A 13,780-nucleotide genomic window follows, 5' to 3' on the forward strand; every position below is an offset into this window, starting at 1 on the left:
GGATTGCCCATACAAGCACGTCTGAAAGGTCAGTGCACGCAATCGGGATGGGCCCGTGGAAACAGAACTCGTCGAAAAGGCGGCTCAGGGGGACCGGCAGGCATTCGCCGCGCTGGTCGAGAGCCGTTATGATTTCATCCATGCCGTCGCTTGGCGATGGTGCGGCGACCGGCAGGATGCCGAGGATGTGGCGCAGGAGGTGTGCATACGCCTCGCCAGCGCGATCAGGGGGTTCAAGGGCGCCAGCCGCTTCAGCACCTGGCTCTATTCGGTCACGCTCAATGCCGCCCGTGACCAGATGCGAAAGCGGCGCCGTACCGAATGGCGCGACGCGGCCTACATGCGTGAAAAGGCGGTGCTGGAAACCGGGCGCGCCGAGGATGACGGCGAGGAGCTGTGGCAGGCCGTTCGCCAGTTGCCCGACAGGCAGCGCGATGCAGTCCTGCTCATCTACGGCGAGGGGCTTAGCCATGCGGCGGCAGCCGATGTGCTCGGCTGCGCCGAAACGACCATTTCCTGGCATGTGCACGAGGCCCGCAAGCGCCTGAAGGTGCTTTTGCGCGATGCCGCTGCGTGACGGAAGGATAGACCGATGACCGATCTCGATCTCGAAAAGCTCGCCCGCCGCCAGCCGCCGGCCGCCGGAGCCTCTTCGCGTGCCGCAGCCCTTGCCGCCGCCATGCAGGCTTTCGACGAAGCGGAGAAAAATGCGACCGCCGCCCAAGGTTCCGCCGCGGGCGGGCGTCGAAGCTCCATCTTCAACCGGATATGGAGCCCTATCATGAACCGCAGACTTCTGGCCGGATCGGCCCTTGCCACGCTTCTCGTCGTCCCGGTTGCCGGCCTTGTGACCTATGAACTGGTGCGCAACGGTACGGTGGCCTTGCAGACCGGGCAGTCTGACGATGCGAAAATTGGGACAGACGCACAGAAACCGGGCGGTGAGGCCGCAGAACGACAGACCGAAAACAAGAAGCAGGAGGCGCTGACCGTCGAACAGGCGGACGACGCTGCCGCCTTGCTGAACAGGGAGCCGGTCGCACAGCCGACGATGGCCTGGGAAACCAGCCAGTCCATGGCCGACAACCGCGCCGCAGAGCCTGCGCCGCTTGCCGAAAGCCTGGATAGCGAGATGGCGGCAGTGCCGCAATCGCTTGCAGTCGGCGGCGCAGCCAACCCGACGCTGACGCGCCGGATGGCACAGCCCGCGGCGACGGCGGATTCCGTCATCATGCCGATGCCGCAGGAGAACCGCGAACGCTTCGCCTCCGCCGATCCAAACCCGGTGAAGAGCGTCGCCACCGACCCGGTCTCGACATTCTCGGCCGATGTTGACACGGCGTCCTACTCCTATATGCGCAGCGCGCTTCTCGGCGGCAGCCTGCCGGACCCCGAATCGGTGCGCGTGGAGGAACTGGTCAACTATTTCCCCTATGACTGGAAGGGCCCGGAAACGGCGGAAAAGCCGTTCAACGCCGCCGTCACCGTCATGCCGACGCCCTGGAACAAGGGAACCGAACTACTGCATATCGGCATCAAGGGCTTCGAGACCGTGGCGAACGAGCAGCCTTCGGCCAATCTCGTCTTCCTCATCGATGTCTCGGGGTCGATGGACGAGGCCGACAAGCTGCCATTGCTCAAGAGCGCCTTCCGCCTGCTTGTCGGCAAGCTGAAGGATACCGATACCGTTTCCATCGTCACCTATGCAGGTAATGCCGGCGTGGTGCTGGAGCCGACGGCGGCGAAGGAGCGACAGAAGATCCTCGACGCGATCGATACGCTCCAGCCCGGCGGATCGACGGCCGGCGCCGAGGGCATCGAGATGGCGTACAAGCTGGCGCAGAAGGGTTTCAAGAAGGACGGCGTCAACCGCGTCATGCTGGCGACGGACGGCGATTTTAACGTCGGCCCGGCAAGCGACGAGGATCTGAAGCGTATCATCGAGGATCGTCGCAAGAGCGGCATCTTCCTCTCCGTGCTGGGCTTCGGCCGCGGCAACTACAATGACGGCATGATGCAGGCGCTGGCGCAGAACGGCAACGGCACGGCCGCCTATATCGATACGCTCGCCGAGGCACAGAAGACGCTGGTGGAGGAGGCGGGCTCCTCGCTCTTTCCCATCGCCAAGGATGTGAAGTTCCAGATCGAGTTCAACCCGGATCGCATCGCCGAATACCGGCTGATCGGCTACGAAACCCGTATCCTCAACCGCGAGGATTTCAACAATGACAAGGTGGATGCCGGAGATATCGGTTCCGGCCATCGCGTGACCGCGATCTACGAAGTGACGCCGAAGGGCAGCCCCGCCGTGTTGAACGATCCCCTTCGCTACGGCAAGGGCGAGGCGGCGGACACGTCCGCGTCCGGCGATGGCGAGATCGCGTTCCTGAAGATGCGTTGGAAGAAGCCCGATAGCAACACGAGCGAGCTTGTGACGATGCCGGTCACGGACAGCAACATGGTCCCTGATCTCGATGCGGCTTCAACCGATGTCCGCTTCTCGGTTGCCGTTGCGGCCTTCGGCCAGAAGTTGAAGGATGTGCCGGCGCTGCAGGACTATGCCTATGGCTCGATCCTGGGCCTTGCCGAAGCGGCCAAGGGCAAGGACCCCTTCGGCTATCGCGCCGAGTTCGTGAAGCTCGTCCGGCTTGCCGAGGGTTTGTCCGGCGACAAGTGACAGCCGCTGCCCTGGCTTTCGTCTTTTCGAAAGCCGGGGCAGGAAGCCTCAGGCGGCGGACTACGCCTTTCCACTGCACGGTTCATGAGCAGTTACGGGCCGCAGGTTCGTTTCCCTTGATGTGCCCGGCGAGAACGGCGAAAGCCGTATGAGGGGCGCTCGCCAGCGCCTTTCCTTTTCGTTTGGCAGAGGCGTACAGGTCGGCGGCGTGCCGTCCACAAGGTCAAGACCGGCATCCCGCAGCAGGCGCCGGTCCGCGCGCCTGACAAGGTGCTGCAACGCCTCTTTTTCGGCTTGTCTCAGCCGGAGGTTTTTCAAAAAATTCCGCAATGTCGCCAGGATGTCCATGCCGTGCGCCTTTCGTTCCGCATCGCAGCCAAGCAAAGCCATAGACATTTGACAAACGAATAGCGATGATGGCAGGCATTAGAAAAGGCGATGTCTCATGTACCCACCTCTTGAAAGCGATCTGCTCCGGATTTTCGTCACCGTCGCGCAGGCGGGCAATGTCACCCATGCCGGAGAGCGGCTCGGGCGAACGCAGTCGGCGGTGAGCATGCAGGTGCGAAAGCTGGAGGAGTCCGTCGGGGCGAAGCTCTTCGCCCGCGGCCCGCGCGGCGTCGGGCTGACGATTGAGGGGCAGAGATTGCTTCCCTATGCCAAGCGCATCGTCGGCCTTGTCGATGAGACGACTGCGGCGATGCGCACGCTTCCGCTCGACGGTCCGGTGCGGGTCGGCATTCCCGAGGAGTACAACCAGACCATCCTGCCCAACGCGCTCGCAGCTTTCGCCCAGGTGCATCCCGGTGCCGAAGTGACGGTGTTCTGCGGCTACACCGCGCAGCAGATGGAGGCTTTGGCGGCCGACGACCTCGATCTTGCCGTCATCTTCGAATGGGACGGCGGCATTTCCGGCGAGCTATTGGCAATCGATCCGACGGTCTGGGCGGTCTCGGTCGGGCATGACCTGCATCTGGAGCGCCCTGTGCCGGTGGCCTTGTACCGGCGTTCGGTCTGGTGCCGGGAGTTTGCGGAGCGCTCGCTGGAACGCTACGCGATCCCCTATCGGGTCGCCTATACCAGCGATACGAGCAGCGGCCTGCGTTCGGCGGTGTCGAGCGGTCTTGCCATTGCACCGCTTGCCCGCAGCAACATTCCCGCCGGCGCGCGCGAATTGACGCAGGCCGAGGGCTTTCCGCAGGTCGATTCCTCGCGCGTCGTGCTCAAGCGCAATCCACGGCGTGGCGGGCCGACCATCGACGGCATGGCGGATCTTGTTCGAAAGTCCTTCGCGCCGCTGGCCGCGGCGACCGATCAGGCTTTCGGATAGGCTCTCTCCAGCCCGCCGGACCGGGTCAGGCCGGCCCGAAAGGCGGCATGGGCGGCGTGTTGGCTGGAGCGCGCGCATTCCATGAGGCGGATTTGCAGGCGCGCGGGCGCCGTTTCACCCAGCCATTCGCCAAGTTTTTCCAGCTTGAGGGAATTCAGGAAACGCGCGGTGGACGCCCGGTCGAGAGAGAGGGTCAGGCCTTCGAGCAGGTTCTCATCCTGCTGCGCGTTTTCCATCAGCAGGCGCAGATAGGCCTTATCGCCATCGCCGAGCGCCGAAAGCTTTTCGGCAACGGTGTCCCTGTCCGGAAATGCGGCCAGATCTGCACTCATGTCGTCCCCCATAGAATCATTTCCACCTTGGATAGGATGTGCAATGGCCTGCCGCAAGCCGTGCGGTGTATCTGGACGGAAATCGACGGCCGCAGCCATCTCCACTCTCTTCTATCCCCATGCCGAGGTCGTGCTGCACGATCTCGAAACGGGCTTGATTGCCGGCATCTGGAATGCGTTTTCCGGTCGCAAGCCCGGCATGGAATCCTTCGTCGGCGGCGAACTGGAGGAGGCCGGCGAAGCGGGCGTCTATAGCCCCTATGAAAAGACCGGTGAGGACGGACGACGCCTGAAATCGGTGACGGCCGTTCTGAAGGATGAGTTCGACCAGGCCCTCGGCCTGCTTTGCATCAATATGGATGTCTCGCATTTCGATGCGGCGGCAAAGCTGCTTTCAGCCTTTACCGGAACGGTGGCGCCGCGTCCACCGTCGCTGTTTTCCGGCGACTGGCGAGAGGAGATCAACACCGCGCTGCACGACTGGCTGCGCACCCACGGCCTTGCGCTGACGGCCCTGAAGAAGGCCGAGCGCGTGGCGCTGGTCGCGGCGCTTGATGAGCGCGGGCTGTTCCAGACGCGAAACGCGGTCGATCATCTCGCCAGCCTCATCGGCGCCTCGCGCGCCTCGATCTATAACTATCTCGCCGATGCCCGGCGCCAGAATTCCAAGGACATGACCTCGTGACCACGTTGCCGGATTTCCGCCTTGAAACCCATTTTTCTCGCTGGGAATTCAAGGCGCGCCACCACATGACGGCAAGCGATGCCGAGACCATGACCATGTCCGAACTGTTGGCGCTTGCCGGGCCTGAAGATCTGGAGGCATGGGAGCGCGTCTCGCTCTGCTATACGCAGACCTGGGGTGCGCCCGAACTGCGAGACACCATCGCCTCGACCTACGAAACGCTTGAGGGCGCTGACATTCTGACCTTTGCAGGCGCGGAGGAGGGGCTTTACTGCGCCATGCTTGCGCTGCTCGGGCCTGATGATCACGCCATCGTCACCGTGCCGAACTACCAGTCCATGGAGACCCTCCCGGTCACCATCGCCGGCAGCGTGACGGGTGTGGCGCTGCGATCGGAGAACCGCTGGCAGCTCGACCTCGACGATGTGCGGGCCGCGCTTCGCCCGGAAACCAGGCTCATTGCCGTCAATTTCCCCAACAACCCCACCGGTGCCATTGCCGATCAGGCGATCTACCGCGAGCTGGTGGCGCTGTGCGCTGAGCGCGGTATCCATCTCTTCTCTGACGAGGTCTATCGCGGGCTGGAGGTCGATGACGCCAAGCGCCTGCCGCAGGCCGCCGACCTATTCGACAAGGGCATATCCCTCAATGTCATGTCCAAGGCCTACGGCCTGCCGGGCCTACGCATCGGCTGGATCGCCTGCCGCGACCACGCGCTGCTCGAACGCATGGAGAAGATGAAGCACTACCTCTCCATCTGTAACGCGCGCCCATCTGAGGTGCTGGCCGGCATCGCGCTCAAGGCGCGCGAGACGATCCTGGCCCGAAATCGTGCCCTGTGCGCCGAGAACACCGAAAAACTCGGCCGATTCTTCGCGGATTTTCCGCATCTCTACCAATTCACTCCGCCCGATGGCGGCTGCGTCGCCTTCGCACGCTATGTCGGCACCGATGGCGTGGAGGAGCATTGCCGCCGGCTGGTGGAGGAGAAGGGCGTGCTTTTCCTGCCGTCCAGCCTCTATGTCTCCGATCTGCTGCCGGTGCCGGCGGATCGTTTCCGCGTCGGCATCGGCCGCAGGAACATCGACGTGGGTCTTGCGGCGTGGCGGGAATTCCTGGCCGACGCCTGATCGTCAGGTGTTTTCGCGCGCCATCCGTGCCTCAAGGTCTCCGATGGTCGCAAGAAACCAGATGGAGCGGCCCTTGTTCGTCTCGCGCACGAAATCGCGAAGCGCCTTGCTGCCTTCCAGCAGCGCCGTGACATCGCCGATGATGGCGCAGCGCAGATGGTAGTTGACGAATTTCTGGAAGACCGTTCCGGCAAGACGCGTTTCCAGCCGGAGGAAATCCGGGCCGAGCCGTTCGACCGGAATGGCGACAAGCGTGGCACCGGCCGAAAAGGCCTCGCTAATGACGTCATTGCCGTCCGCTTCCGTTGCGACCGGCACGCCCTGCGCGGAAAGAACGAGCACTTTCGTGCCCGACATCTCGATCGTCTGCATGGTGCGTGCTCCTTGAACTTTCGCTTCCCCTAAGCCGTGACAAAAAAGCCGCCCGCGGTGCTGACCGGGGCGGCTTGCAATTGTCGATCGGACAATCGGTCAACCGCGCCGGCGGCCGCCACGTTCGCGCGCGGGCGCCGCGGCGGTTTCATTGGCGGTCTTGTTGCGCAGCGGGCCGATCTTTTCGACGATCGCCTCAAGTGTCGGGCGTTCGCGCGGCTCATGCGCGTCGAGAGCAACGCGCATGGCGGCAAGGTGTTCGCAGGACGTGCCGCAGCAGCCGCCGATGATGCGTGCGCCGGCATCACGGGCCAGGCGCGCATATTCCGCCATCAGCGGCGGCGTGCCGGAATAGTAGATTTCCGAGCCGCGGAATTCCGGGATGCCGCAGTTGCCCTTCACGACGACCGTGGCCGAGGGGTCGGCGCCGGTCATGTCGAGCAGCGAGGACAGGATGTCCGACGCGCCGACACCGCAATTGGCGCCCACTGCCAGCGGGCCCACGCCGATGTCGCCGGCCACGCCATGGATATCCTTGGGATGCAGACCCATCATCGTCTTGCCGGCGGTGTCGAAGGAGCCGGTATAGACGAAGGGCATGCCGACCTTGGTGGCGGCTTCCGCGGCCGCGCGGATTTCATCCGCTGATGACATCGTCTCGATCCAGGCGACATCCGCGCCGCCGGCCTTCAGGCCCTCGATCTGCTCGACGAAGGCTGCGACCGCGTCGTCATAGGTCATGGCGCCGAGCGGCACGAGAAGTTCGCCGGTCGGCCCGACCGAACCGGCGACGATGACGGTGCGCGAAGCCTTGTCGGCGACCGCGCGCGCGATTTCCGCGGCCTTCCTGTTGAGCTCATGCACACGATCCTGCGCATGGTGCAGTTTCAGGCGATGCCGCGTGCCGCCGAAGGTGTTGGTGAGGATGATGTCGGCGCCCGCATCGACGAAGTCCTGGTGCAGCTTCGTGATATTTTCGGGCTTCGCCTCGTTCCACAGTTCCGGCGCTTCGCCGGCTTCCAGACCCATGGCGAACAGCGACGTGCCGGTTGCGCCATCGGCAAGCAGGAAGGGTTTTTCGGCAAGGAGGCTGGCGAGCGGATTCGTGGCGGTCATGGCATGTCCTCTGTTTGCACCATCATATAAAGATTTCTTTATGTGCTTGCAATGGTGCAATGGCAGCGCCTTCCATGGCCGCAGTGCACGTCTGCCTGGTCATGGTGATTTGGCGCCATGAGATACGACTGAAAGAAAAAGGCACCGCATCAAACGGGAAGAGGGCGCCTAGGGCGCCCTCTTGAAATGTTTGCAGTTCAGGCTCAGGCCGCCTTCGCCTCATGGCTCGTCGGCGTCACCATCGAAGAGATGATCGCGCCGAGGTTGATCGCGCCGATCGGCTGGCCTGCCTCGTCCACAACATGCGCCTGTGTCTGGTTGGCGCCCGTCATGGCGCGGGCGGCGGTTTCCAGCACGGTGCCTTTGACGATAGGCATGCCCTCGGGATTGCCAGCGAGCGGCGCCATGATCGTCTCGACATTGACGACGCGGCCGCGGTTCACTTCCTTCACGAAGGCGGTGATGTATTCGTCCGCCGGGTTGAGCACGATTTCCTGACCGGTGCCCTGCTGCACGACCATACCGTCACGCAGAATGGCGATCTTGTCGCCGAGGCGCAGCGCCTCGTCGAGGTCGTGGGTGATGAAGACGACGGTCTTCTTCAGTTCCTTCTGCAAGTCGAGAAGCACGGTCTGCATGTCGACACGGATCAGCGGATCGAGGGCGGAATAGGCTTCGTCCATCAGCAGGATGTCGGCATCGTTGGTCAGGGCGCGTGCGAGGCCCACGCGCTGCTGCATGCCGCCCGAAAGCTGGTTCGGATAGTGGTTCTCGAAGCCCGCGAGACCGACGCGCTCGATCCACTGCTTGGCGCGCTTTTCGCGTTCGGCCTGGCCGATACCCTGGATCTCAAGGCCGTAGACCGTGTTATCCAGCACCGTGCGGTGCGGCAGCAGTGCGAATTTTTGAAACACCATCGCCGTCTTGTGGCGGCGGAATTCGCGCAGATCGTTTTCGCTCATCCGACAGACGTCGACACCGTCATAGAGCACTTCGCCGGCAGTCGGATCGATCAGGCGGTTGATGTGGCGGATCAGCGTCGACTTGCCCGAGCCGGAGAGGCCCATCACGACCATGATGCCGCCGGCGGGCATGGAGATGTTGATGTCGCGAAGACCGAGCACATGGCCGTACTGCTGGTTCAGTTCGGCCTTGCCGAGCCCATTCTTCACCGCATCGACGTAGTCGCCGCCGCGGGGTCCGAAAATCTTGTAGAGGTTGCGGACCTCGATTGCATGACTAACCATGAATTACCTCCGAATGCTTCTGTAGTCGCCTGCCGTAGGCCTGGCTTGTACGGTCGAAAATGATGGCGATGGCCACGAGCGCGAACCCGTTGAGGAATCCCACCGTGAAAAACTGATTGTTGATGGCCTGAAGGACGTTCTTGCCGAGACCGCCCACGCCGACCATGGACGCGACGACGACCATGGCGAGCGACATCATGATGGTCTGGTTGATGCCGGCCATGATGGTCGGCAGGGCAAGCGGCATCTGCACGTTCTTCAGCTTCTGCCAGGCGGATGAGCCGAAAGCGTCGGCCGCTTCCAGCACTTCCTTGTCGACAAGGCGGATGCCGAGATTGGTCAGGCGGATCATCGGCGGCACGGCATAGATGACGACCGCGATCAGGCCCGGTACCTTGCCGATGCCGAAGATCATGACGACGGGGATCAGATAGACGAAGCTCGGCATCGTCTGCATCACGTCGAGGACCGGGTTGATGAAACCCTGCACCCGGTCGGAGCGCGCCATGGCAATGCCGATGGGGATGCCGATCACGATGGCGATCAGCGTACAGACCGTGACCATGGCGAGCGTCACCATCGTATCGTTCCACAGACCCAGCATGCCGATGACAAGCATCGATGCGGCCGTTCCTATGACGATCTTGGTGTTGCGGCTGGCGAAGTACACGATGGCCAGCAGGATCAGCAGTATGACCGGCCACGGCGACGTGACGAACAGGCGCTCGAGATAGTTCAAAAACCACTGCAACGGCTGGACCATTGCATCGATTGCATTGACGTAACTTCTGACGAGCCCCTTGAACCCGTCATCGACTGTCTTTCGCACCGCGCGAATGCTCGCGTCGCTGAATGCCGGAAACTTGCAAAGAAAGACCGGCAACGAGTCGCATAGTCCTGCCATCCTTTTCCCCTCTTCCTACCGGTCGATGGCGCCCCGCAATACGACGGATGTTTCCGGCATCGCGAATGGGGCGGCTTGTACAGCGATATTCTTCTTATTGTTCCGGTTTGTCCGTATTGGCACGGGCGGCGGCCCGATATTGTACTGTTTGCGACTTTCTGGGTGAAGATCAGTCAAATGCCTGACCGCACCAAAGGCAATTGGCACCGGCAGCCGCAGGGCCGCCGGTGCCTGATGTCAGAGAGCGGCCTTGACCTTCTCGGCGATCTCGGGGCTCACCCACTTGGTCCACATATCAGGATAGGTTTCGAGGAAGTACTTTGCCGCGTCCTCGTTCGTGCCCTGGTTTTCCGTCATCCAGGCGAGAACCTTGCCGACCGTGCCGTTATCCCACTGGCGCGTCTTCATGTAGTCCATGGCAACGCCGGCCTTCTCGGAGAAGGCTTTCGTCACGACGGTAAAGACGTCTGAGGTCGGGTAGGAGTTGACCTTGGGATCGGGGCAGTCTGGAACGGCCGTGCACGCATCCCAGTCAGCCTTGTTGTGCTCGACCCCGAAGGACAGGCGCGTCATCTCGTACTGGCCGAGAATGGCCGTCGGTGCCCAGTAATAGCCCAGCCAGCCGGTCTTCTTCTCGAAGGCGTTGGCGATCGAGCCGTCGAGGCCGGCCGCCGAGCCGGTGTCGACCAGCTCGAAGCCGTCGGCATCCGCGTTCAGCGCCCGGTAAAGGTTGGACGTCGATACCTGGCAGTTCCAGCCGGACGGGCAATTGTGCACCGCGCCCTTCGACGGATCCTCCGGCGCGGGGAACATGTCCGGATGCTTGAGCGCATCCTGCACGGTCTTGATATCCGGATGGGCGTCGGCGAGGAATTTCGGTATCCACCAGCCTTCCACGCCGCCTTCCGACAGCAGCGGCGCGAGCTGGATCAGGCGTCCCTCGGCGATGGCCTCGTCGAGTGGCGTGCGCACGGCGTTGACCCACAATTCCGGCGCGACATCAGGTTCACCCTTCTCGTTCATGGACGTGAAGGTCGGCATGGTATCGCCCGTCACAAGAGTGACGTTACAGCCATAGCCGTTTTCGAGAATGATCTTGTCGACCTGCGCGGCGACGCCGGCCGATGCCCAGTTCATTTCGGCGATCGAAACATCGCCGCATTCCGCTGCCTGTGCGGACCCGGTAAAGCCGTAGAGGCCGGCAGCAAGGATAGTGGAGGCAAAAAGCTTCTTCATAGGATTAAGACCTCCCAGTCTTGAGATGCAGCGTTCATCCCGTAAGGCAGAGCAGGTTACTGCGTTGTCCCGACTGCCCGGTCTCATCGTTAAGCAGACAAGGGAATGCGATGCCAGGTGAGGCGAGCCGATCCCCCTGCTGCAAGGACGCCGAGCTTTTTTCTCTTCCCCGGCGTAACCCTGTCACCGGTGATCTGTCTGCGTACGTCACGAGGCAAGCCTAAGGGATCTCATTGAGAAATCAACCGCCTGCGGGGTGGTCGGGCGGCCCAGCGGGGGGCAGGCGGGACGCGAATGCTGAAAAACAGGTGTTCCGGGCGTCAAAAAAATGAGCGTTTGCCCTTGTGTGGGCAAATACCCGGAGGCCATCCGGCCCATTGATGCCCGTTCCTGTCGAGAAGCAGACAGATCGTGTCCGGATTGCGCCGTTTTTTCGCACGGGGTCACTTTTTTCGGGTTTTTATAAAAAAAACGCGATTCACCTTTGCTTAAGCTCTCGATAACCGTCCGGTAACGATGTGCAGCTATTGATCTTCTCACGGCGGGGGACACTGCCGAACGCTCCGGAAAAGGTATTGCGTACCGGAGTGACTGGGCTCCGATGCGTTTTTGTCGGAAGCCGCCATGCGTATTTTGGCAAGCCGTGCACCACCGTTAAGGGGTGCGCGGCTTTTGCCGTTTTGGGGATGCCAGTGGGCAGCGCGGCCGACGGGAAGAAGGCAATAAAAAACGTCGCCTCCCGGAGAGAGGCGACGCTGGATGGGAGCGGGACCTGACGTCGCGCTCGAAGGATCAGCCGATGTTGCGCGTGCGGATCACGCCGAGCGGACCGAGCGGCGCGTCCATGACCTCGTTGCGCACGCGCGACTGGTTCTGGGGAGCGACGCCGTTCCAGGCGATCTGTACGAAGTTCGGCTTGCTGAAGATGAACAGCATGGTCTTTTTCCTAAAAATCCGAAGCCACGCGCCTCGGCTGTCTGATGTCCCTGATATAGGTCTGCCGCGCATAAAAATCAGCGTCGTTCACGGCGCAAAATGTCGCAAAACGGATAGCATCCCAGCCATGCTCATCTTGCATGGCATGATGTTGCGGAAATACATCGTAACGCCGCCTCCAATTGCGGCTAAATTGCGGTAAATCAGGGCTTTCCGGTGGCGAAGCACGGTGATAGGAAAATTGCCATGACAAGAACGATCATGCTCCAGGGCACCGGCTCGGATGTCGGAAAAACGGTATTGGTGGCCGGGCTCTGCCGGATGGCCGCCAATCGCGGCCTGACGGTGCGTCCCTTCAAGCCGCAGAACATGTCGAACAACGCCGCCGTTTCGGCCGATGGCGGCGAGATCGGCCGGGCGCAATGGCTCCAGTCGCTGGCGGCCCGTGTCCCATCAAGCGTGCATATGAACCCGGTTCTGCTCAAGCCGCAGTCGGATGTCGGCAGCCAGATCGTCGTTCAGGGCAAGGTCTTCGGGCAGGCGAAGGGACGCGACTATCAGGCACTGAAGCCGAAGCTCATGGGCGCGGTGATGGAAAGCTTCGAGACGGTATCGGCCGGTGCCGACCTGGTGGTCGTCGAGGGCGCGGGATCGCCGGCGGAAATCAACCTGCGCGCCGGGGACATCGCCAATATGGGGTTTGCGACCCGGGCCGGCGTTCCCGTCGTGCTGGTGGGCGATATCGATCGTGGCGGCGTTATTGCCTCGCTTGTCGGCACTCACGCCATTCTGCCGGACGAAGACCGGCGCATGGTCACGGGCTATCTGATCAACAAGTTTCGGGGCGATGTCACGCTGTTCGACAGCGGCATCGCCGAGATTGGCCGCTTCACCGGCTGGCCCTGTTTCGGCGTTGTGCCGTGGTTGAAAGACGCCGCGCGGCTGCCGGCAGAGGATTCCGTCGTGCTGGAGCGGCTGATGAAGGGAGGCGGCGGGGCGTTGAAGGTAGCCGTGCCGGTGCTGCCGCGCATCGCCAATTTCGACGATCTCGATCCGCTGAGGGCTGAGCCGCAGGTCGATCTTGTCTTCGTGCGCCCGGGGGAGGCGCTGCCGGCCGATGCTGGACTTGTCATTCTCCCTGGCTCGAAATCGACCATTTCGGACTTGCGCGATTTCCGCGCCGCAGGCTGGGACCGGGATCTCGCGCTTCATATGCGCCGCGGCGGCCGCGTCATCGGTATTTGCGGCGGGTATCAGATGCTTGGCCGCCGCGTTACCGATCCGCTTGGCATCGAGGGCGGCGAGCGTGAGGTCGAAGGTCTCGGCCTGCTGGCCGTCGAAACGGAAATGGCTCCGGAAAAGATGGTGCGCAACAGCGACGCCCGTTCCCTGCAATACGATGTGCCGCTCGAGGGCTACGAGATCCATCTCGGCCGAACGACGGGGCCGGACGCCCTTCGTCCCCCCGTCAGCATAGACGGCCGGCCGGACGGCGCCGTCTCGCCGGACGGCCGCGTGATGGGGACCTACCTGCACGGCCTTCTCTCCAGCGATGCCTACCGCGCGCGGCTGCTTGCCGATTTCGGCATCGAGGGCGGCGGCTTCGATTACCGGGCGGGCGTCGATGCAGCACTCGACGGCGTGGCGGCCGAGCTTGCGGCCGTGCTAGACCCGCGCTGGCTCGACAGCATTCTGGGGATCCGCTGATTAAACCGCCCGCCTGAAACGTTCTGCCATCGGGTTTCTCCACCACCGGTTACCGCAGCACCAAAGTTGCGCCTGATTTCGGTGCAAGGAGGAACGTGATCATGCCCG

General features: G+C 62.6%; 13 protein-coding genes. 6 read left to right on the forward strand and 7 right to left on the reverse strand.

The features are described from left to right. The first annotated feature begins 55 nt into the window (after positions 1-55). The 3 genes from MKI86_RS06115 to MKI86_RS06125 all read left to right on the forward strand — a co-directional run bounded on the left by MKI86_RS06115 (position 56) and on the right by MKI86_RS06125 (position 4,007). On the forward strand, positions 56-577 hold the full coding sequence (locus MKI86_RS06115; RefSeq protein WP_241598682.1) for an RNA polymerase sigma factor: 522 nt from the start codon (positions 56-58) through the stop codon (positions 575-577). A 15-nt stretch (positions 578-592) separates the two neighbouring features. Then, positions 593-2,677 carry a vWA domain-containing protein gene (locus MKI86_RS06120; RefSeq protein ID WP_241598684.1) on the forward strand — a complete coding sequence of 695 codons (2,085 nt, stop codon included), beginning with the start codon at positions 593-595 and terminating at the stop codon, positions 2,675-2,677. A gap of 445 nt (positions 2,678-3,122) precedes the next feature. Continuing rightward, positions 3,123-4,007, forward strand: a complete 885-nt coding sequence (locus tag MKI86_RS06125) for a LysR family transcriptional regulator (protein ID WP_241598686.1) — start codon at positions 3,123-3,125, stop codon at positions 4,005-4,007. Here MKI86_RS06125 and MKI86_RS06130 read toward each other — a convergent pair. After that, positions 3,992-4,339, reverse strand: coding sequence for a hypothetical protein (locus tag MKI86_RS06130; RefSeq protein WP_241598687.1), 348 nt, complete (start codon positions 4,337-4,339; stop codon positions 3,992-3,994). The two genes, MKI86_RS06125 and MKI86_RS06130, sit on opposite strands and share 16 nt — an antisense overlap. Positions 4,340-4,382: 43 nt before the next feature. Between MKI86_RS06130 and MKI86_RS06135 the strand changes: the two genes are divergently transcribed. Next, entirely contained in the window at positions 4,383-5,024 is a 642-nt protein-coding gene (locus tag MKI86_RS06135; RefSeq protein ID WP_241598689.1) for a helix-turn-helix transcriptional regulator, read from the forward strand. After that, positions 5,021-6,154 (forward strand): aminotransferase class I/II-fold pyridoxal phosphate-dependent enzyme, encoded by a 1,134-nt coding sequence (locus MKI86_RS06140; RefSeq protein WP_241598692.1) that lies wholly within the window; start codon positions 5,021-5,023, stop codon positions 6,152-6,154. Before MKI86_RS06135 ends, MKI86_RS06140 begins: the two co-directional genes overlap by 4 nt. Before the next feature lie 3 nt (positions 6,155-6,157). Here MKI86_RS06140 and MKI86_RS06145 read toward each other — a convergent pair whose 3' ends face one another. The 6 genes from MKI86_RS06145 to MKI86_RS06170 form a co-directional block, all read right to left on the reverse strand. Further along, on the reverse strand, positions 6,158-6,526 hold the full coding sequence (locus tag MKI86_RS06145; protein ID WP_241598694.1) for a DUF4180 domain-containing protein: 369 nt from the start codon (positions 6,524-6,526) through the stop codon (positions 6,158-6,160). 99 nt (positions 6,527-6,625) lie between these two features. After that, positions 6,626-7,642, reverse strand: coding sequence for a betaine--homocysteine S-methyltransferase (bmt, locus tag MKI86_RS06150; protein WP_241598696.1), 1,017 nt, complete (start codon positions 7,640-7,642; stop codon positions 6,626-6,628). Between the two features lie 203 nt (positions 7,643-7,845). Continuing rightward, positions 7,846-8,889 (reverse strand): quaternary amine ABC transporter ATP-binding protein, encoded by a 1,044-nt coding sequence (locus MKI86_RS06155; RefSeq protein ID WP_241598697.1) that lies wholly within the window; start codon positions 8,887-8,889, stop codon positions 7,846-7,848. Then, positions 8,882-9,793 carry an ABC transporter permease gene (locus tag MKI86_RS06160; RefSeq protein ID WP_241598698.1) on the reverse strand — a complete coding sequence of 304 codons (912 nt, stop codon included), beginning with the start codon at positions 9,791-9,793 and terminating at the stop codon, positions 8,882-8,884. Before MKI86_RS06160 ends, MKI86_RS06155 begins: the two co-directional genes overlap by 8 nt. A 237-nt stretch (positions 9,794-10,030) precedes the next feature. Then, positions 10,031-11,029, reverse strand: coding sequence for an ABC transporter substrate-binding protein (locus MKI86_RS06165; protein WP_241598699.1), 999 nt, complete (start codon positions 11,027-11,029; stop codon positions 10,031-10,033). A 792-nt stretch (positions 11,030-11,821) separates the two neighbouring features. Continuing rightward, entirely contained in the window at positions 11,822-11,965 is a 144-nt protein-coding gene (locus tag MKI86_RS06170) for a hypothetical protein (protein ID WP_134649449.1), read from the reverse strand. 246 nt (positions 11,966-12,211) lie between these two features. Here MKI86_RS06170 and MKI86_RS06175 point away from each other — a divergent pair, with 246 nt between their 5' ends. Further along, positions 12,212-13,672, forward strand: a complete 1,461-nt coding sequence (locus tag MKI86_RS06175) for a cobyric acid synthase (protein WP_241598700.1) — start codon at positions 12,212-12,214, stop codon at positions 13,670-13,672. Positions 13,673-13,780 lie beyond the last annotated feature (108 nt).

It is taken from the genome of Shinella sedimenti (assembly GCF_022601905.1).
Taxonomy (GTDB): Bacteria; Pseudomonadota; Alphaproteobacteria; order Rhizobiales; family Rhizobiaceae; genus Shinella; species Shinella sedimenti.